The sequence below is a fragment of the Halorubrum sp. FL23 genome (genome assembly GCF_052439115.2).
Classification (GTDB): Archaea; Halobacteriota; Halobacteria; order Halobacteriales; family Haloferacaceae; genus Halorubrum; species Halorubrum persicum.
This window is the reverse complement of sequence record NZ_JBQVRO020000008.1, coordinates 131,445-150,339: the sequence shown is the minus strand read 5'-3', so window position 1 is coordinate 150,339 and position 18,895 is coordinate 131,445. Positions and strand designations below refer to the sequence as shown.

Annotated in this window: 14 protein-coding genes; 7 read left to right on the top strand and 7 right to left on the bottom strand. The window is 70.2% G+C overall.

The window, feature by feature from the left end; translation table 11 throughout:
* Positions 1-74: 74 nt before the first annotated feature.
* Positions 75-1,466, bottom strand: a complete 1,392-nt coding sequence (locus ACT4MF_RS11740; protein WP_444682733.1) for an MFS transporter — start codon at positions 1,464-1,466, stop codon at positions 75-77.
* A 62-nt stretch (positions 1,467-1,528) separates the two neighbouring features.
* A complete protein-coding gene (locus tag ACT4MF_RS11735; protein ID WP_099254780.1) occupies positions 1,529-2,122 on the bottom strand; it encodes a DUF7474 family protein in 594 nt (197 codons plus the stop codon).
* 175 nt (positions 2,123-2,297) lie between these two features.
* Between ACT4MF_RS11735 and mdh the strand changes: the two genes are divergently transcribed.
* Both mdh and ACT4MF_RS11725 read left to right on the top strand, forming a co-directional pair.
* Positions 2,298-3,212 (top strand): malate dehydrogenase, encoded by a 915-nt coding sequence (gene mdh / locus ACT4MF_RS11730; protein WP_099254779.1) that lies wholly within the window; start codon positions 2,298-2,300, stop codon positions 3,210-3,212.
* A gap of 150 nt (positions 3,213-3,362) precedes the next feature.
* On the top strand, positions 3,363-3,635 hold the full coding sequence (locus tag ACT4MF_RS11725) for a glutaredoxin family protein (protein ID WP_444682732.1): 273 nt from the start codon (positions 3,363-3,365) through the stop codon (positions 3,633-3,635).
* 36 nt (positions 3,636-3,671) lie between these two features.
* Here the strand turns inward: ACT4MF_RS11725 and ACT4MF_RS11720 are convergent, their stop codons facing one another.
* Entirely contained in the window at positions 3,672-5,354 is a 1,683-nt protein-coding gene (locus tag ACT4MF_RS11720) for an HVO_2922 family protein (protein WP_444682731.1), read from the bottom strand.
* 113 nt (positions 5,355-5,467) lie between these two features.
* On the opposite strand from ACT4MF_RS11720, the gene ACT4MF_RS11715 reads away from it, so the two are divergent.
* Both ACT4MF_RS11715 and ligA read left to right on the top strand, forming a co-directional pair.
* On the top strand, positions 5,468-6,643 hold the full coding sequence (locus ACT4MF_RS11715; RefSeq protein WP_099254776.1) for a metal-dependent hydrolase family protein: 1,176 nt from the start codon (positions 5,468-5,470) through the stop codon (positions 6,641-6,643).
* A gap of 52 nt (positions 6,644-6,695) precedes the next feature.
* Positions 6,696-8,867: an NAD-dependent DNA ligase LigA gene (gene ligA / locus ACT4MF_RS11710; protein ID WP_444682730.1), complete on the top strand. Its 2,172-nt coding sequence runs from the start codon at positions 6,696-6,698 to the stop codon at positions 8,865-8,867.
* Between the two features lie 52 nt (positions 8,868-8,919).
* On the opposite strand, the gene ACT4MF_RS11705 is transcribed toward ligA, so the two are convergent.
* On the bottom strand, positions 8,920-10,335 hold the full coding sequence (locus tag ACT4MF_RS11705) for a GntP family permease (protein ID WP_444682729.1): 1,416 nt from the start codon (positions 10,333-10,335) through the stop codon (positions 8,920-8,922).
* Positions 10,336-10,639: 304 nt separating this feature from the next.
* Here ACT4MF_RS11705 and ACT4MF_RS11700 point away from each other — a divergent pair, with 304 nt between their 5' ends.
* Positions 10,640-11,665 carry an ABC transporter ATP-binding protein gene (locus ACT4MF_RS11700; RefSeq protein WP_444682728.1) on the top strand — a complete coding sequence of 342 codons (1,026 nt, stop codon included), beginning with the start codon at positions 10,640-10,642 and terminating at the stop codon, positions 11,663-11,665.
* Positions 11,662-12,495: an ABC transporter permease gene (locus ACT4MF_RS11695; protein WP_444682727.1), complete on the top strand. Its 834-nt coding sequence runs from the start codon at positions 11,662-11,664 to the stop codon at positions 12,493-12,495. The genes ACT4MF_RS11700 and ACT4MF_RS11695 overlap by 4 nt, the downstream gene beginning before the upstream one ends.
* Before the next feature lie 25 nt (positions 12,496-12,520).
* Here the strand turns inward: ACT4MF_RS11695 and ACT4MF_RS11690 are convergent, their stop codons facing one another.
* Positions 12,521-13,825 carry an O-acetylhomoserine aminocarboxypropyltransferase/cysteine synthase family protein gene (locus tag ACT4MF_RS11690; RefSeq protein ID WP_444682726.1) on the bottom strand — a complete coding sequence of 435 codons (1,305 nt, stop codon included), beginning with the start codon at positions 13,823-13,825 and terminating at the stop codon, positions 12,521-12,523.
* Positions 13,826-13,979: 154 nt separating this feature from the next.
* On the opposite strand from ACT4MF_RS11690, the gene ACT4MF_RS11685 reads away from it, so the two are divergent.
* Positions 13,980-15,215 (top strand): SPFH domain-containing protein, encoded by a 1,236-nt coding sequence (locus ACT4MF_RS11685; RefSeq protein ID WP_099254770.1) that lies wholly within the window; start codon positions 13,980-13,982, stop codon positions 15,213-15,215.
* 15 nt (positions 15,216-15,230) lie between these two features.
* Here ACT4MF_RS11685 and ACT4MF_RS11680 read toward each other — a convergent pair whose 3' ends face one another.
* Entirely contained in the window at positions 15,231-16,223 is a 993-nt protein-coding gene (locus ACT4MF_RS11680; RefSeq protein ID WP_444682725.1) for a ribonucleotide-diphosphate reductase subunit beta, read from the bottom strand.
* A 66-nt stretch (positions 16,224-16,289) separates the two neighbouring features.
* Complete coding sequence (locus ACT4MF_RS11675) at positions 16,290-18,887, bottom strand: ribonucleoside-diphosphate reductase subunit alpha (protein ID WP_444682724.1); 2,598 nt, start codon at positions 18,885-18,887, stop codon at positions 16,290-16,292.
* Positions 18,888-18,895 lie beyond the last annotated feature (8 nt).

Sequence of the window (18,895 nt, the reverse complement as noted above, 5' to 3'; positions counted from 1 at the left end):
AGCTATCGCGCGGCGCCGCTCTTCTCCCCCGCTCCTCGCCTTACTTCGTTCCCCGCCTCACGCTGCTCTCCGCCTTATCCCGCCGACCGCCCGAACGCGACCGCCACGGGGACGAGAAGCAGCGCGCCGGCGAGGAACGGGGACGCGACGGCGACCGTGTAGAGGACGGCCATCAGCGGCGGCCCGACGGTCCGACCGAGGCTCGACGCGCCCTGCGTCACGCCGAAGGCGGCCCCCTGCTCCTCGTCGCCGGCGGAGGTGGACACGAGCGTCGCCAGCGAGACGTTCACGAGGGCGTTGCCGAGCGAGAGCGCCGCGAGCGCGAGGAGCAGCGCGACGAGGGGGAGCGTGAGCCACGCGGGACCGCCGAGCGCGACGCCGCCGGCCACCCGGTCGACGAGCCCGGTCGCGGGGATTCCGACGAGCGCGGCGGCGAGCACGGCCGACCCGGCCGCCACGAGCGTCCGCGACGAGACGACCCGCGAGAGCCGCCCGACGAGCACGCCCTGATTCACCGCGCCGAGGACGCCGACGTAGGTGAGGAGGAACGCCGCGGCGGTCGCGTCGTAGCCGAACGCGTCCGCGACGTACGGGATGAACATCACCTGCACGCCCGCGAACGCGACGGCGACGACGAAGTACGCGACCGTCAGCGGGCGGAGCGACGCGGAGGCGAGCGCGTCGCGAAACTGGCCGATCGCGGTGGACCGCCTCGTACCGGCCTCCTCCGGCGGGCGCGTCCGGTTCGGCTCCTCGAGGAAGGCGAACCCGACGAGGACCGCGAGGAAGCTCATCCCCGCCGCCGCGAAGCTCGGGAGCGAGTAGGCGGTCGCCGGGACGAACGCCGGGAGGAGGGCGTCGGCGCGGGCCACGACGGCGTCCGCGGCGAGCAGCCCCCCGATCGCCGGGCCGAAGACGAACCCCAGCGCGAACGACGCGCCGACGAGCCCGAGCGCGCCAGCCCGCCGGTCCCGCGGCGTGATGTCGGCGACGTACGCCTGCGCGGCGGCGATGTTCCCCCCCATCGCCCCGGCGAGCGTCCGGGAACCGAACAGCGTCGCCAGCGCGGCGACGGTCCCGAACCCCGCGCCCGCCTCCCCGGCGTAGCCGAACGCCACCCACGCGACGCCGGCGGTCGCGAGCGACGCGAGCAGCACGGGGCGCCGCCCGACCCGGTCGGAGAGCCGGCCGAGCGTCGGCGCCGCGAGGAACTGCGCGAGGGAGTACGACGCCGCGAGCAGGCCGATGAAGGCGTCGCTGACGCCGAACGACCGCACGTAGAAGGGGAGGATCGGGATCACGATCCCGAAGCCGACCAGGTCGATGAAGACGACCCCGATCACCACGGCGAGCGCGCGCCGCGGGTTGGCGACGGGCGGCGAGCGCGAGGGATCGTCGCCGGCGTCCGTCGCGATGTCGCCGCCGGCGTCGTCGACCGGCGCCGCGCCGGCTTCCGGGTGTGTCACGCCGGTGAGGCGGCGCCCGCGAACTTAAAAAGGGATCCCGCGCGCTGTCGGCCCGACCCGCCCTACAGGTGGCGCTCGATGACGCGCTTCGCGGCCTGCCCCTTCTCCTTCCAGCCGTACCCTTCGTCGTACACGTGGCGCTTGGCGTCGACGAGCTCCCCGGGCGTCGACTCCTCGAAGCCGCCGCGGTCCCACGCGCCGGACTCGCGGAGCCACTCGATCACGTTCTCGCGGGTCTCGGGCCACGAGAGGCCGACCATCTCGTACCACGCGACCATCGCGAAGACGGCGTTGTCGTGACACCCCGGGACCGAGCCGTGCTCGTAGACGGTGCGCATCGGGTCGCGGGTCGGCTCGGAGACGCGCTCCTTGAACTCCGCGGCGGTGAGCAGGCGGAGCCGGTCGCCGTCCTCGACGACGCGCTGATCGCGTTCCAGGGCGCCGAGCGCCGCCTTGTGGAGGCCGCTCCACTCGCCGTGGACCGCCTCGCGGAGCGTCGACTCGGCCATGCCGTCGCGCTCGGCGGTGAGGACGGTGAGGAGATCCGTGTACGCCTTCTCGATGGTCGGCCAGCTCACGCCCTCGAAGTCGCAGTCGGCGTCGTGGAGGCTGTTGGTCGTCCGACAGCCGGGGCACGGGTAGCGGAACGTCGGCACTGGGTGGGAGTGCGCGGCCGCCGGAGTTAGGGTTTTCGCGACGCGCCGCCGAGCGGACCGCTCCGAGAGCGACGCCTCGGGAGCGGCGACCGCCGGACGCGGCGCCCCGAAACCGGCACGGAGATTGTGCGGTTCCGAAACGTTTACTCGCCGCCCGACCGCGACTTCATACGGTATGACAAAAGTGAGTGTCATCGGTGCGGCGGGGACCGTCGGTGCCGCGGCCGGGTACAATCTCGCGCTGCGGGACGTGGTCGACGAGCTCGTCTTCGTCGACATTCCGGACCAGCGCGAGACGACGATCGGACAGGCCGCCGACGCGAACCACGGCGTCGCCTACGACTCGAACACGACCGTCCGGCAGGGCGAGTACGAGGACACCGCCGGCTCCGACGTGGTCGTGATCACGGCCGGTATCCCGCGCAAGGAGGGACAGACGCGGATCGATCTCGCCGGCGACAACGCGCCCATCATGGAGGACATCGGCGCCTCCATCGCCGAGCACAACGACGACTTCGTCACCGTCACCACCTCGAACCCGGTGGACCTGCTCAACCGTCACCTGTACGAGGCGGGCGACCGCGACCGCCACAAGGTGGTCGGCTTCGGCGGGCGGCTCGACTCCGCGCGCTTCCGCTACGTCCTCTCCCAGCGCTTCGACGCGCCCGTACAGAACGTCGAGGCGACGATCCTCGGCGAGCACGGCGACGCGCAGGCCCCGGTCTTCTCGAAGGTGCGCGTCAACGGGCGCGACCCGCGCTTCGACGCCGACGAGAAGGAGGAGATCCTCGAAGACCTCCAGGAGTCCGCGATGGACGTGATCAGCCGGAAGGGCGCCACGCAGTGGGGTCCCGCGACCGGCGTCGCCCACACCGTCGAGGCCATCCTCAACGACACCGGCGAGGTGCTCCCCTGTTCGGTCGTGCTCGACGGCGAGTTCGGCTACGAGGACACCGCGCTCGGCGTCCCCGCGAAGCTCGGCTCGAACGGCGTCGAAGAGGTCGTCGAGTGGGAGCTCGACGAGTACGAGTCGGAGCTGCTCGACGAGGCCGCCGACAAGCTCTCCGAGCAGTACGACAAGATCGCCTAACCGGTCGATCCGACCCTCGCCGGTCGTCGACGCGGCCCCGGCATCCACATTTTCGGTGACGCTCGCCGACGGTAGGGACGGCCATGAGCGGTCGCCGCCGCCGCGCGACCGATCGAAAGCGACTCGGCCTCGCCGTCCCAACGCCGGCGCATGAGCGAGACGGACGCCTCGGAGGCCGTCCCCGTCACGGTGTACACCCGCGAGGACTGTTCGCTGTGCGTCGCGGCCCGCGAGACCATCGAGGCGGTCGCCGCGGACCTCGACGTGGCGATCGACCTCGACATGGTCGACGTCGACGGGGACCCCGAACTGGCCGAGGAGTACGGCGAGCGCGTCCCCTACGTGCTCGTCGACGGCCACCCCGCGTTCAAGTACGAGGTCGACGAGCGGGACCTGCGGCTGAAACTCTTAGCGGCGTCCTGACAGGCGTCTAAAAATCGAACCCCGGCCAGCGCCGACCTACTCGCCCGCCTCGCCCGCCTCGCCCGCCTCCGCTTCCGTCTCCGCGCCCGGAGCGTTCCGCTTCACCGACGTGATTCCTTCCACCGCGTTCGACCGCGAGGCGTACCCCTGGCCCGAGTCCGCGACGATGTTGCCGTTGCGGTGGCGGAGCCGCCAGCGCCACTCGCCGCCGGCGTCCTCGTAGATCTCGAAGGCGGCGTTGCCGACCTCCAGCACGTCGGCCGCGGGGCCGTACTCGCGGACGCGCTCGATCGCGTCTCGGGCGCCCGACTCCGAGGCGTACCCCTCGCCGGAGTCGGCGATGATGTTGCCGTTGCGGTGGCGGAGCCGCCAGCGGTACTCCTCGGCCGCGTCCTCGAACAGCTCGAAGGTCGCGTCGGGGGTCCCCTCGGTGTCCGTGCCGTCCTCGCCGACCGCTTCGAGGGCGGCGTCGGCGGCGTTCGACCGCACGCTGTCGAGCCCCTGTCGGGCCTTCGAACGCGACGCGTACCCCTCGCCGGAGTCCGCGATGACGTTCCCGTTCTCGTGGATGAGCCGCCAGCGCCACTCGCCGGCGGCGTCGCGGAACACCTCGAAGGCGGTCGGGTCGACCTGGAGGTAGTCCGCGGCGGCGACGTGCTCGCGGATCCGGCCGAGCGCGCGCTTCCCGTTCGATTTGGAGGCGTACCCCTCGCCGGAGTCAGCGACGATGTTGCCGTTGTCGTGGCGGAGCCGCCAGCGCCACTCGCCGCCGGCGTCCTCGAACAGCTCGAAGGTCGCCGCGCTCGCGATCTCCTCGTCCTCGCTCGGAACGGCAACGTCCGGATCCGCGGCGTCCTCCGGCTCGGGCCCGTCGTCGTCGGCGATCGCCTCGGCCTCCGCGACCGGGGTCTCGATCCGGAGGATGCCGGCGCCGAGCGCGTTTCGCCGGACGCTGTGGAGCCCCTTCTGGGCCTTTCCGCGGCTGCTGTACCCCTGTCCGGCCGTCGCGATCACGTTGCCGTTGCGGTGGCGGAGCCGCCAGCGCGGCTTGCCGCCGGCGTCCTCGAACAGCTCGAACCGCGCCTTGCTCTCGCGCAGCCCCGCCGTCTCCGCGCGGGCGTCGTCGAGCGCCGACTCGGTCTCCGCCAGCTCCTCGTTGGTCGCCGCGAGTTCGGACTCGGCCTCCGCCAACTCCTCGCGCGTCGCCTCCAGCTCCGCGCTGGTCTCGTCGCGCTCGGCCGACGTGGCCGCCACCTCGCTCTTCATCCGCTCGTAGTCCTCGCGAACCGGGTCAGACATGAGCGGGACGATCGTCCCCGCGAGCCCGATGAGCCCGAGTCCGACCCCGTACACCGCGATCACGACCGGGTCGCCGGAGGCGGTAAACCAGCCGTCGGGAAAGATGTTCACGAACCAGACGACCCCGACGACGCTGACCGCCGTCCCGAGATACCCGATGGATGTCCCCGCTCGGCGGAGGGGGAAGCGGATCACCGCGCCGAGCATGATGAACGGCGGGGCCAGCGCCGCGAGCGCGTACCCGATCCCGCGGGCGGTCGTCGCGGCGTCGGTGAGGAAAAACAGGACGACGCCGGCCAGTCCGAGCAGCACGCCGAACCCGAACAGCCAGAATCCGTTCACCTCGTCGTTGGTGGTCGGCTCCCCGATGCGTCGCGCGTACAGTCCGCTCGACGAGCTCGCTTGCTTTTCGCTTGTCATGACCGGAAAATCGGCAGCCGACTGGTTATAGGTATGGGTAAGTGACACGAACCAACGTGTAGCGAACTACCGGGACCCGATCGTTTACGACGTGAACGCTCCCTCGTAGGGGTATGCACCTGATTCGAGGCGGCCGCGTCGCCGACGTCGATGGGACTCGCGAGGCCGACGTGGCGGTCGCGGACGGCGAGATCGTCGCGGTCGGGACTGACGCGGTCGCGGAGATCGGCGGCGAGGACGCGGTCGACACCGAGACCGACGCGAGCGGCGCCGTGGTCGCGCCCGGACTGATCGACGCGCACGTCCACGTCATGATGGACGGGCGGCCGGACGTGGCCACCGCGGTCTCCGACAGCGACTACACGGCGAGCTACCGGGCGGTCGGCAACCTCCGAGACGCCCTCGACGCGGGGGTCACGACGGTCCGCGATCTGGGGAGCCGCGGGACGCTCGCGCTCGACGCGGGCGACGCGGTCGCCGCCGGCAACGTCGACGGGCCGCGCGTCCTCGCCTGCGGTCGCAACGTGATTATGACGGGCGGCCACGGCAACTGGTTCGGGCGCGAGGCGGACGGCCCGGCGGAGGTCCGGAAGGCGGCCCGCGAACAGCTGAAGGCGGGCGCGGACGTGCTCAAGTGTATGGCGACGGGCGGCGTCCTCACCGAGGGCGCGGTGACCGGCGCCCCCGAGCTGACCCCCGCGGAGCTGGCGGCGTTCACCGACGCCGCCGCGCCGACCGACACGCCCACCGCGGCTCACGCCCACGGCGAGCAGGGGATCAAGAACGCGGTCGAGGCCGGCATTTCGAGCGTCGAGCACGGGACGTTCATGGACCGCGAGGCCGCCGAGATGATGGCCGAGCGCGGGACCTACTGGGTGCCGACCGCGAGCGCGCTCCGCGGGGTCGTCGACCACGGGACCGAGGCCGGCATCCCCGCGGACGCCGTCGAGAAGGGCGAGGACGCCGCGGAGCGCTTCGGCGACGCCTGGGACCACGCGCTGGCGGCCGACGTGCCGATCGCGATGGGCACGGACGCCGGCACGCCGTTCAACTTCTTCGCGGACATCCCCACGGAACTGGAGTACATGGTCGACTACGGCCTCTCGCCCGCGGGCGCGCTGGAGGCGGCCACCGTCAACGCCGCCGACCTGCTCGGGCTCGACGACGTGGGGCGCGTCGAGGCGGGGTACCGCGCCGACCTCGTCGTCCTCGCCGCCGACCCGACCGAGGACGTGACGGCGTGGCAGGAGCCGGAGTCGGTGTTCGCCGCGGGCGAGCGCGTCGCGTAGCGGTCGCCCCCGAACGCTCGCTTTTAACCCGGGCCGACCCAACGATCGGGCGATGACGAGCGCGCACTCCGGGTCGTCGCCCCGGTACGCGGACCCGGACGAGAACCCGTACGTGGAGTCGCCGCCGACCGACTTCGAGCCGGTCGCGGACCTCTCCGAAGACGAGGCCGCGGCGCAGGCGTCGTCGCTCAGGGCGGCGATCCGCGAGCACGACTACCGGTACTACGTGGAGGCCGACCCCCTGATCGCCGACGAGACGTACGACCGGCTGTTCGCTCGCCTGGAGGAGCTCGAAGACGCGTTCGACCTCTCGACCGAGAACTCCCCCACGCGTCGCGTCGGCGGCGAACCGCTCGACGAGCTCGAGACGGTCGAGCACGTCGCGCCGATGCGCTCCATCGACAACGCGACCGAGGCCGAGGCGGTCCGCCGGTTCGACGAGCGCGTCCGAAGCGGGCTCGCGGACGAGGGGTTCGACCCGGACGCGGTCGAGTACGTCTGCGAACCCAAGTTCGACGGGCTCTCGGTCGAGGTGGTGTACGAGGCGGGCGAGTACGTCCGCGCCGCCACCCGCGGCGACGGGATCGAGGGCGACGACGTGACCGAGCAGGTCCGCACGATCCGGTCTGTCCCCGGCAAACTGCGTGGCGACCCGCCGAGCCGGCTCGCGGTCCGCGGGGAGGCCTACATGCCCCGCGACGCGTTCGAGGCGTACAACGAGACGCTGATGGAGCGCGGCGAGGAGCCGTTCGCGAACCCCCGAAACGCCGCGGCCGGCACCCTCCGCCAGCTGGACCCGTCGGTGGTCGCGGAGCGTCCGCTCGAGATTTTCTTCTTCGACGTGTTGGGGTGGGAGGCCGGCGATCCGGAGGGTGGGGACGGAGACGTCGCCGGCGCACCCGAGCGCCCCGACACCCACTGGGCGGAGTTCGACGCGTTCGACGGCTTCGGACTCCGGCGCACCGATCGAGTCGAGCGCGTCGGCGACATCGAGGGGGCGCTCGACTACCGCGATCGGCTCATGGCCGACCGCGAGGGCCTGAACTTCGCGATCGACGGGGTCGTGATCGCCGTGGACGACCGCGCGCACCGCGAGGCGCTCGGGTCGACGTCGCGGGCGCCGCGCTGGGCGTTCGCCTACAAGTTCCCGCCCCGCACCGCGACCACGACGGTCGAGGGAATCACGGTGCAGGTCGGCCGGACGGGGCGGCTCACCCCCGTCGCCGAACTCGATCCGGTCGACGTGGGCGGCGTCACCGTCTCGCGGGCGACCCTCCACAACCCCGCAGAGATCGAGGCGCTCGGCGTGAACGTCGACGACCGCGTGCGGATCTACCGCGCGGGCGACGTGATCCCCTACGTCCCCGAGGTGGTCGAGAAGCGCTCCGAGGGGACCTACGACTTCCCCGAGCGCTGTCCGGTCTGCGGCGCGCCCGTCGAGCGCGACGGGCCGCTCGCGTTCTGTACCGGCGGGCTGGGCTGTCCGGCGCAGCTGAACCGGGCGATCGAACACTGGGCGCGGCGGGACGCGCTCGACGTCGAGGGGTTGGGTCCCGAACGCGTCGAACAGCTCCGCGAGGCGGACCTGGTCGAGTCGCTGCCGGACCTGTACGATCTCACGGTCGAGGATCTCGCCGCGCTGGAGGGCTGGGGCGAGACGAGCGCCGAGAACCTGATCGCCGAGCTGGACGCGACCCGGAACCCCCCGCTCGACGACTTCCTCGCCGGGCTCGGGATCCCCGACGTGGGGGCGACGACGGCCCGAGCGCTGGCGGCGCAGTTCGGCGACCTCGACGCGGTCCTCGACGCCGACGAGGCGGAGCTCCGCGCCGTCGACGACGTGGGCCCCGAGGTGGCCGAATCGATCCGGACGTTCCTCGACAACGAGGAGAACCGGGCGGCGATCGAGAGGCTCCGCGAGCGCGGGATCGACCCGGAACCGGTCGCCGTCGAGACCGACGACGCGCTCGCCGGGCTGACCTTCGTGTTCACCGGGTCGCTGTCGACGACCCGGAGCGAGGCGCAGGAACACGTGGAGGCCCACGGCGCCGACGCCACGTCGAGCGTCTCGGGCAACACCGACTACCTCGTCGCCGGCGAGAGCCCGGGACGGTCGAAGCGGACGGACGCCGACGCCGAGGGCGTCCCCGTCGTCGACGAGGACGCGTTCGCCGACCTCCTCGCGGAACACGGGGTGCCGTGGCCGCCGGAAGGCGACGCGTAGCGCCGAGTTCCTCGCCGTCGGGGTCGCTCGAACGAACGTCGACCCGGTCGCGTCAGACGAGCGGGAACACCGAGGAGACGATCAGCACGGTCACGAGTCCCGTTACCGAGATGATCGTCGTGAGGGCGGTCCACGTCTTCAGCGTCTCCGACTTGGTGAGCCCCCCGATCTCGCTGACGAGCCAGAAGCCGGAGTCGTTGAACCACGAGAAGATGTTCCCGCCGGCGCCGATGACCATCACGAGGTAGGCCGGGTTGACGGTCAGCTGCCCGGTGAGCGGCGCCATGATCCCCGCGGCGGTCAACATCGCGGCCGTGGCGGACCCCTGCGCGATGCGGACGATCGCGGCGATGAGCCACGCCGTGATGAGCAGGCCGATGCCGACCTCCTGCAGCGCGTTGGCGAGGTAATCGCCGATTCCGGAGGCGGCGAGCAGCGCGCCGAACGCCCCGCCGGCCGCCGTGATCGCGGCGATGTTCCCGCCGCTTTTCAGGGCCTCCGTGAGCTCGTCGCTCCACTCGCTCCGGGTCATGTCGTCGTAGCGGTAGAACGTGTACGCGGCCGCGAGCGCGGCGGCCGTCAGCGCGACGTTCTTGTTCCCGATGAAGTCGGTGATCGGCTGTAGCGAGGCCAGCGCCGGAGCGACCTCCTGGAACGTGGTGACGAACGTCGACGACGCGATCAGCAGGACGGCCAGCAGGATCGGCGCCAGCGATTCGAGCACTCCCGGAAGCTCGCTGGTGGGGCGGTCGGCGACCTCCTGCAGCTCCTCGGTCGACGTCGCCATCGTGTCGCGCAGCGGGATGTCGAGTCGGCTGTTGATCCAGCGCCCGTACACGAGTCCGGAGACGATCGCCGCCGGGATGGCGGTCACCAGCCCGACGATGATCGTGGTGAACAGGTTGCTTCCGATCTGGTCCGCGACCGCGAGCGGGCCGGGCGTCGGCGGGACGAACACGTGCGTCGTCGCCGCACCGGTACCGACGACCACGATGAACAGCGTGTAGTCGCGACCGATGCGCGCCCGCATCGACCGCGCGAGCGGTGCCATCAGATAGAACACGCTGTCGAAGAACACCGGAACCGCAAGCACCGAACTGCTTCCGAGCAGCGCGATGTCCGAGTTGCTCTCGCCGAGCGCCCCCTGGAACCCGCGGACGATTCGCTGCGCGGCACCGCTCTCCAACATCCCCTTGCCGATGACCGCGGCCATCAGGATGGGGATCCCGATCCCCGTCATCCCGTTCCCGAAGGCGGTCGCGACTTGTCCCCCCGCGTCAGCGGCGCTGAAGTCCTGGACGAAGAACGTGTTGACGACCCCGACGAGGAACGCCGAGATGATCAGCCCGATGAACGCCGGGAGGTCCAGCCAGACGAGCAGCGCGATGACGATCGCTAAGCCGATAATGAACGTTAACAGTGGACTGTGTGCGAATTGTACGTTCGATTGGATTAGAGGCGGTATCATCCGATCTACCATCGAAAATATAATTAATTAAAATTTGCGAAGACGCTTCTCCACTCTTGAAAATGCTTTTTTTGAGGGATTTGACGCGTTGTGTAGTCGAGATCTGACAGAGAAATATAAAAAATCATTATAATATACGTTAGCTGTGTTTTCCCCCAAAATGTAGAAATTCTGTCATACAGCACGACCGAACTATCGGCCGGTTCCGACGGGCGCCGGCGGTGGTCGCGACCCGCCGCTCCGGCTGCTCTCCGCCTCGGTCCGTCCCACAACCCTTTATCGGGCGACGCGGCAACGGGGCGGTATGACCGCCATCGAACTGCGGGGCGTGACGAAGGAGTTCGCCGACGTCACGGCCGTTCGCGGCCTCGATCTCACCGTGGAGGAGGGTGAGGTGTACGGGTTCCTCGGCCCGAACGGCGCCGGCAAGTCGACGACCATCGACATGGTGCTCGACCTGGTCCGGCCGACCGAGGGGACGGTTCGCGTGCTCGATCAGGACGCCACTGCCGACGGCGTCGCGATCCGCCGGCGGACCGGCGTGCTCCCCGACGGATTCGCGGTGTACGACCGGCTTTCGGGGCGGAAACACGTCGAATTCGCGGTCCGATCGAAAGAGGCCGACGACGACCCGGACGCCCTCCTCGACCGCGTGGGACTCCTCGACGACGCCGACCGCAAGGCCGGCGGCTACTCGAAGGGGATGCGTCAGCGGCTCGCGCTCGCCATGGCGCTCGCGGGCGCGCCCGACCTGCTCATCCTCGACGAGCCCTCCTCCGGGCTGGACCCGGCGGGCGCGAAGGAGATGCGCGAGATCGTCCGGACCGAGGCCGACCGCGGCGCGACCGTCTTCTTCTCCTCGCACATCCTCGAACAGGTCGAGGCCGTCTGCGACCGCGTCGGCATCCTCCGCGAGGGGGAGCTCGTCGCCGAGGACTCCGTGGAGGGGCTCCGCGAGGCCGTCGGCGGCGAGGAGACGCTGGAGATCGCGATCGGCGGCGCGGACGGCGCGAGCGACGCGGCCGTCGACGCGGTCCGCGACCTCGACGGCGTGAGCCGCGTCGACCGCGACGGCGACGCGCTCGTCGTGAGCTGTGCCGACGGCGCGAAAACCCGGGTCATCGGCGCCCTGGAGGACGCCGGGGTCGCGGTCGCCGACTTCCACACCCGCGAGGCGTCGCTCGAGGACCTCTTCTTGGCCTACACCGAGGGCGACGCGCCCGGCGGAGGGAGCGAGGGCGGGGGAGACGGCGCCGACGATGACACCGAAAGCGCCGACGATGACGGCGACGGCGTCGCCGACGCCGGCACCGAGGAGGTGAGCCGATGAGTCTCGCCGCCATCGCGGAGAAGGACTTCCAAGACGCGGTGCGCTCCCGCGGGATGTTGGCCCTCGCGGCGCTGTTCTCGCTGCTCGTCGCGGCGTTCGCCGTCGTCGTCAGGCCGGGCGGACAGGGCGGCGAGCAGTTCGCGACCGAGCTGCTGTTGCGCTTCTTCGTCGGCCCCTTCCTCGTGACGACGCTCGTCCCGCTCGTCGGCGTCGTCGTGGGGTACAACGCCGTCAGCGGCGAGCGCGAGTCGGGGTCGCTGAAGCTGCTCCTGTCGCTGCCGCACTCCCGCGCAGACGTGGTGTTCGGGAAGGTGGTCGGGCGGGGCGCCGCGCTGTCGCTCGCGGTGCTCACCGGCTTCCTGCTGCCCGGACTCGTGCTGTTCGCGCTCGCGCAGACCGGGGCGCTCGCGACGTTCAACGTGGGCGCGTTCCTCGGTTACACCGTCTTCGCCGCGGTGCTCGGCGTCGTCTTCGTCGCGATCGCGGTCGGCTGTTCGGCGGCCGCGGAGACGCAGCGCCGCGCGCTGATCGGGGGCGTCGCGATCTACGTCCTGTTCGTGTTGCTGTGGGGCGCCGTCACCGGCCAGTTCCTCGACGCCGCGAGCGGCCTGATCGATCCGCTGCCGGTCTCGCAACGGCAGGTGAGCGTGTTCCTGCGGGTCGCCAACCCGACGACCGGCGTCGAGCTGCTGTCCAGCGCCTTCCTCGGCGAGCAGCTGCTCTCGGGGGAGACCGTCAACCAGCAGATCTCGGCGGTGTCGATGCTCGTGTTCTGGACGATCGCACCGCCGCTGCTCGGCCTCTGGAAGTTCGACACGGACGACCTGTAACTGACGACGATCGCCGCGCGGCCGCTTACGCCGTCGCGCGCTCGATCGCCGCTTCGAGGTCGGCGACGATGTCTGCGGGGTCTTCGATGCCGACGGAGAGCCGCACCATGTCGGCGGTGACGCCGGCGGCCTCCTGTTCCTCCTCGGTGAGCTGCTGGTGGGTCGTCGAGGCCGGGTGGATGACAAGCGTCTTCGCGTCGCCGACGTTCGCGAGCAGCGAGGCGAGGTCGGCGTTCTCGACGGTCCCCTTCGCGGCCTCGTAGCCGCCCTCCAGCCCGAAGGTGATCATGCCGCCGTAGCCGCCCTCTAGGTACTCGCTCGCCTCCTCATGGGTCTCGTGGCTCTCCAGTCCCGGGTAGTTCACCCACGCCACGTCCCCGTGCTCCTCGAGGTACTCGGCGACGATGCCGGCGTTCTCGCAGTGGCGGTCCATCCGCAGCGGGAGCGACTCGGTCTGTTGGAGTGTGTTCCACGCGTCGAACGGCGACTGCTGATCGCCCAGATCGCGGAGGCCGCGCGTCGTCGCCGCGAAGGTGAACGCCGCGTCGCCGAACGCCTCGACGAAGTTGATCCCGTGGTACGCGGGGTTGTCCTGGGCGATCTCCGGGTACTTCTCGGCGTAGTCGCTCCAGGGGAACGACCCGCCGTCGACGAGGACCCCGCCGACCGTGGTGCCGTTACCCGTGAGCCACTTCGTCGTCGACTCCCAGACGAGGTCCGCGCCGTGGTCGAGCGGGCGGCAGAGGTAGGGCGTCGCGAACGTGTTGTCGACGAACAGCGGGGCGCCGTGCTCGTGGGCGATGTCGGCGATCCGCTCGATGTCCGGGGTGACGAGGGCGGGGTTGCCGATGGTTTCGAGGTGGACGTAGGCGGTGTCCTCGTCGATCGCGTCGGCGTACCCCTCGTAGTCGAGCGGGTCGACGAACCGGGTCGAGACCCCGCGCCGTTCGACGGAGTGGGTGAAGTACGTGTAGGTGCCGCCGTACAGCGCCGACGAGGAGACGATGTTGTCGCCCGCGGACGCGAGCATGAACGTCGCCAGATCGAGCGCTGCCATCCCCGACGCGGTGGCGACCGCGCCCACGCCGTTTTCGAGCGAGGCGATCCGCTCTTCGAGGGCGGCGTTCGTCGGGTTCATGATCCGCGAGTAGACGTTGCCCGCCTCCTCCAACCCGAACAGCCGGGCGGCGTGCTCGGCGTCCTCGAACTCGTAGGAGGTCGTCTGGTAGATGGGCGTCGCGCGGGCTCCCGTCGCCGGGTCCGGGTCCGACCCCGCGTGGACGCTTCGCGTGCGGAACTCGTGGTTGGCCTCGTCCTCGTCGGATGGCATACCCTCGTGTGGGCGCGCCCGGCGCTTAAAGCCGCCCGGACCTCGCGGACGTTTCCGGTTCCTCGGAGACGGCTCTCCGCGGTGTCGCGGCGCTTTCGGGCCGCACGACCGTTCTCGTGGCAACCGTTAACAGCGTCGAACCGTAACTCACCTTATGGGAACCCAAGGTCCGCGCGGCGACTCCTTCCAGTTGGAGGACTCGATGAGCGGCATCCCCGACTCCGTCTGGCAGTACACGGCGCTCGCGGGCGCCCTCCTCGTCGGCTTCGCCCTCCTCAGCCAGAGCCTGGTGTTCGGCGTCGCGGCGCTCGCGGTGTTGGTCGCGGCGGTGACGGTCGTCAGCGCCGTCGAGATCGTCGACGCCTACGACAAGGAGGCGCTCACCGTCTTCGGCGAGTTCCGCAAGCTCCTCGAGCCCGGCGTCCACCTCATCCCGCCGTTCGTCTCGCGGACGTACGCGTTCGACATGCGGACGCAGACGATCGACGTGCCGAGCCAGTCGGCGATCACGCGGGACAACTCGCCGGTGACGGCGGACGCGGTCGTCTACATCAAGGTGATGGACGCCAAGAAGGCGTTCCTCGAGGTGGACGACTACAAGAACGCCGTCTCGAACCTCGCACAGACCACCCTCCGCGCCGTTCTCGGCGACATGGAACTCGACGACACGCTCTCCCGGCGCGACCAGATCAACGACCGCATCAACGAGGAGTTAGACGAGCCGACGGACGAGTGGGGGATCCGCGTCGAGGCGGTCGAGGTCCGCGAGGTGAGCCCCTCACAGGAGGTCCAGCGCGCGATGGAGCAACAGACGGGCGCCGAGCGCCGTCGCCGCGCGATGATCCTCGAAGCGCAGGGGGAACGCCGCTCCGCCGTCGAGCAGGCCGAGGGTGACAAACAGTCCAACATCATCCGCGCGCAGGGCGAAAAGCAGAGCCAGATCCTCGAGGCACAGGGGGACGCCATCTCCACGGTCCTCCGCGCGCGCTCGGCCGAGTCGATGGGCGAGCGCGCCATCATCGAGCGCGGCATGGAGACCCTCGAAGAGATCGGCAAGGGCGAGTCCACCACCTTCGTCCTCCCCCAGGAGCTCACCAGCCTCGTCGGCCGCTACGGCAAGGCCCTCTCCGGCTCCGACGTCCAACAGATGGAGGGGTTGGAGGGCAAGGAGTTCGACGAGGAGACGGAGAAGCTCCTCGGACTGGAGGACATCGAGAGCGCCCTCGAACAGCTGGACACGGTGGCCGACAGCGACCTCCGGACCGACGAGACGCGCGACGCCGACACGGCTCGCGACGTCGACCTCACGCCTCAGGAGGGAGACGCGGCGGAGATGCGCGAGGCCGACCGCGACATCGAACTGGAGTCAGAGAGCGAGCGACCGGGGTGATCGGGACGCCGCCGACTACCAGTCCAGCGATCCCCCGGACTGGTACTCGGTGACCTGCCGCTCGAAGAAGTTCGCCTCGCGGTTCAGGTCGACCGCCTCCGACATCCACGGGAACGGGTTCTCCGTGTCGAACCGCTCGTCCATGCCCAGCTGGGTGAGCCGCCGGTCGGCGATGTACTCCACGTACTCGACGAACCCCTCGGCGGACATCCCCATGAGGTCCGGCGGACACGCCGCTTCGGCGTAGGTCGACTCCAGCTCCACGGCCTCGCGGATCAGCTCGTCGATCTCCGCCTCGAACTCGTCGGTCCAGACCCCCGGGTGTTCCTCGCGGATCGTGTTGATCAGGTCGACCCCGAAGTTCAGGTGGAGCGACTCGTCGCGCATGATGTACTCGAACTGCTCGCCGACGCCGACCATCTTCCCGCGCCGCTTCAACGCGAGCATCATCGCGAAGCCGGCGTAGAAGAAGATCCCCTCCATGATCACGTAGAAGCCGACGAGATCGCGGAGGAGTTCGCGGACGTCCTCGTCGGTCTCGACGGTGAACGCCGGGTCGTCGATGGAGCGCGTCAGGTCGACGACGAACTCGTCTTTCTGCTGGATGGCCGGGATCCGGTCGTACATCCCGTACATGTACTCCGGCTCGAAGCCGAGCGAGTCACAGCAGTAGATGAACGTGTCCGTGTGGATCGCCTCCTCGTACGCCTGCCGGAGCAGGTACTGGCGGCACTCCGGGGCGGTGACGTAGTCGTAGACGGCCAGCACGAGGTTGTTCGCCGTCAGCGACTCTGCCGTCGAGAAGAACCCGAGGTTCCACTCGACGAGCTGGCGCTCCGCCTCGGTGAGCTCGCCGTTCTCCCACTGGTGGACGTCGTCCGCCATCGGAATCTCCTCGGGGACCCAGTTGTTGTTGACGCCGTTCTGGTAGTACTCGCGGGCCCAGTCGTACTCGATCGGCAGGATCTTGTTCGGGTCGTGCTGGCTGTCGGTGTTGAGTATCGGCATCGTGAGGTTGGTGGTGTCGTTCGGTGTGGCCGGTGTCGTTACCGTGGGCGATCTCGCGTCGCGTCGTCACTGGCAGGCGTCGCACGTCGGATCCTCGACGGTCGGGAGGTCGCCTCCCGCCGCGCTCGACGAGTCGGTGGTCGGGCCGTCGGCGTCCGCGTCGTTGGCGTCGTCGCTGTCCGCGTCGTCGCCGAACCCGGGCCCGCCGTCGGCGTCCCCGCCGCGCGACTGGGTGTCGTCGTACTCGCTCATGTCGAGGGTCGACTGCTCGATGCTCGACGCGCCGAGGGTGCGCAGGTAGTAGGTCGTCTTCAGGCCGAGCTCCCACGCGGTCTCGTACACGTCGGTGAGCAGCGAGCCGTCGGTCGACGGGAAGAAGACGTTGTGCGACTGGCTCTGGTCGATCCACGCCCCCCGTCGCGCCGTGAGCCGGAGCTGGTGGCGCGGATCGATCTCGAAGGCGCCGCGGTAGAGATCGGAGAGGTCGCCGGGCAGGTCGAGGTCGCCGACCGCGCCGTCGCGGTACTTCAGCCGGTCGAGCGCCTCGGCGCCCCACTGCCCCTCGGCCTTGAGGTCGGCGACGAGCCGCTCGTTGACGACGGTGAAGTCGCCGGACATGTTGGATTTGACGTAGAGATTCGAGTACAGCGGCTCGATCGAAGGCGAGGTGCCGGCGATGGTGGAGATCGTCGCCGTCGGCGCCACCGCGGTGGTGTTGGAGTTCCGCATGCCGTGTTCGGCGATCCGCTCGCGGACCGCCTCCCAGTCGAGCGTCTCCTCGCGGTCGACCGGGATCTCCCGGTCGCGCTCGTCGGCCAGCAGGTCGAGAGTGTCTTGCGGTAACACGTTACGGTCCCACTTCGACCCCTCGAACGTCTCGTACGCGCCGCGCTCGGCCGCCAGCCTCGCGGAGTTGTCGATCGCGTGGTAGCCGAGCAGCTCGCCGGCCCGCCCCGCGAAGCCGAGCGCGCGCTCGGAGTTCATCGGGACGCGGGCGAGCTGCAGCGCCTCGTGGAACCCCATCAGCCCCAGCCCGATCGGCCGGTGTCGCATGTTCGAGCGCTCGGCCTTCTCGGTCGGGTAGAAGTTGAGGTCGACGACGTTGTCGAGCATCCGCATCGCCGTCTCGGCGGTGTCGGCGAACAGGTCGGCGTCGAGTTCGGCGGCCTCGCCGTCGGCGCCGAGACCGACGGCGGAGTCGTCCGTCTCGGATCCGCTCCGCGCCGCGACCGCGACGTCGTCGGGGGCGGGGTGCGTCTCGGCGTCGCCGCGGAACGTCATGTGACGCGCGAGGTTGACCGAGCCGAGGTTACAGACGGCGGTCTCCTCCTCGCTCGTGTTGAGCGTGATCTCCGTACAGAGGTTCGAGGAGTTGACGACGCCGACGTGGTCCTGTGGCGACCGGACGTTACAGGGGTCCTTGAACGTGATCCACGGATGGCCCGTCTCGAACAGTCGGGTGAGCATCTCCCGCCAGAGCCCGCTCGCGTCGACCGTCTCGTGCTGGCGGAGCTCGCCGTTTTCGGCGGCGTCCTCGTACTCCTCGTACAGCGCCTCGAACTCCTCGCCGTAGGTGTCATGGAGGTCGGGGACCTCGTCGGGTGAGAACAGCGTCCACTTCCCGTCGTTCGCGACCCGCTTCATGAACAGATCGGGCACCCACGCCGCGGTGTTCATGTCGTGCGTGCGGCGGCGCTCGTCGCCGGTGTTCCGGCGGAGATCGATGAACGCGGGGAAGTCGAGGTGCCACGCCTCGAGGTAGGCGGCCGCGGCGCCCCGGCGCTTCCCGGACCGGTTGATCGCGCCGGTCACGTCGTTCGAGATCTTGAGGAACGGGACCGTGCCGGTGGACTCGACGCCCGTCGAGGAGATCAGCGCGCCGTCGGCCCGCAGCGGGGTCCAGTCGTTGCCGAGCCCCCCGGACCACTTCGAGAGCGTGGCGTGTTCCTTGTACGCGTCGAAGATCCCCTCCAGGTCGTCGGGGACGGTCGTGAGGTAACACGAGGAGAGCTGGGGATGGGTCGTCCCGGCGTGGAACAGCGTCGGCGTGGAGTGGACGAACCGCAGCGTCGAGAGCACCTCGTAGAACTCCTCGGCGCGGGCTTCCCGCTCCGACGGGTCCTCCCGCAGCGCGACGCCCATCGCGACCCGCATCCAGAAGACCTGCGGGAGCTCGAACGGCTCCGCGTCCGCCTCCCGCAGGTAGTACCGCTGTTCGAGCGTGTCGAGCGCGGTGTAATCGAACAGCTCGTCCCGCCGCGGCTCGATCGCGCCGGCGAGCCGATCGAGGTCGTACTCCCCCATCCGCTCGTCGAGCAGATCGGCGTCGAGCCCGTGGTCGATCGCCGCTCGGAAGGAGTCGCGGTACGCCGCCGCGAGCGCGTCGTCGGCCGCGGGCGGTCGCTCGCCGGTCACCCGCCTGAAGTAGTCCTCGCGAGCGACGCGCGCGGCCGCGGCGTCGTAGGCGGGGTCGCGTTCGATGCGCGCCGTGAGCGCGTCGACGGTCGCCTCGGCCACCTCGCCGGGATCGGCGCCGTCGTACAGCGCCCGTTCGATCTCGTCTGCGATCCGGTCGCGTTCGTCGTCGTCCAGTACGTCTTCGTGGCCCGCCCGAGCCCGGTCGAGCAGGTCGCGAACCGCGGTGTCGTGTGTCGTCGTGCTCATGATGTGTC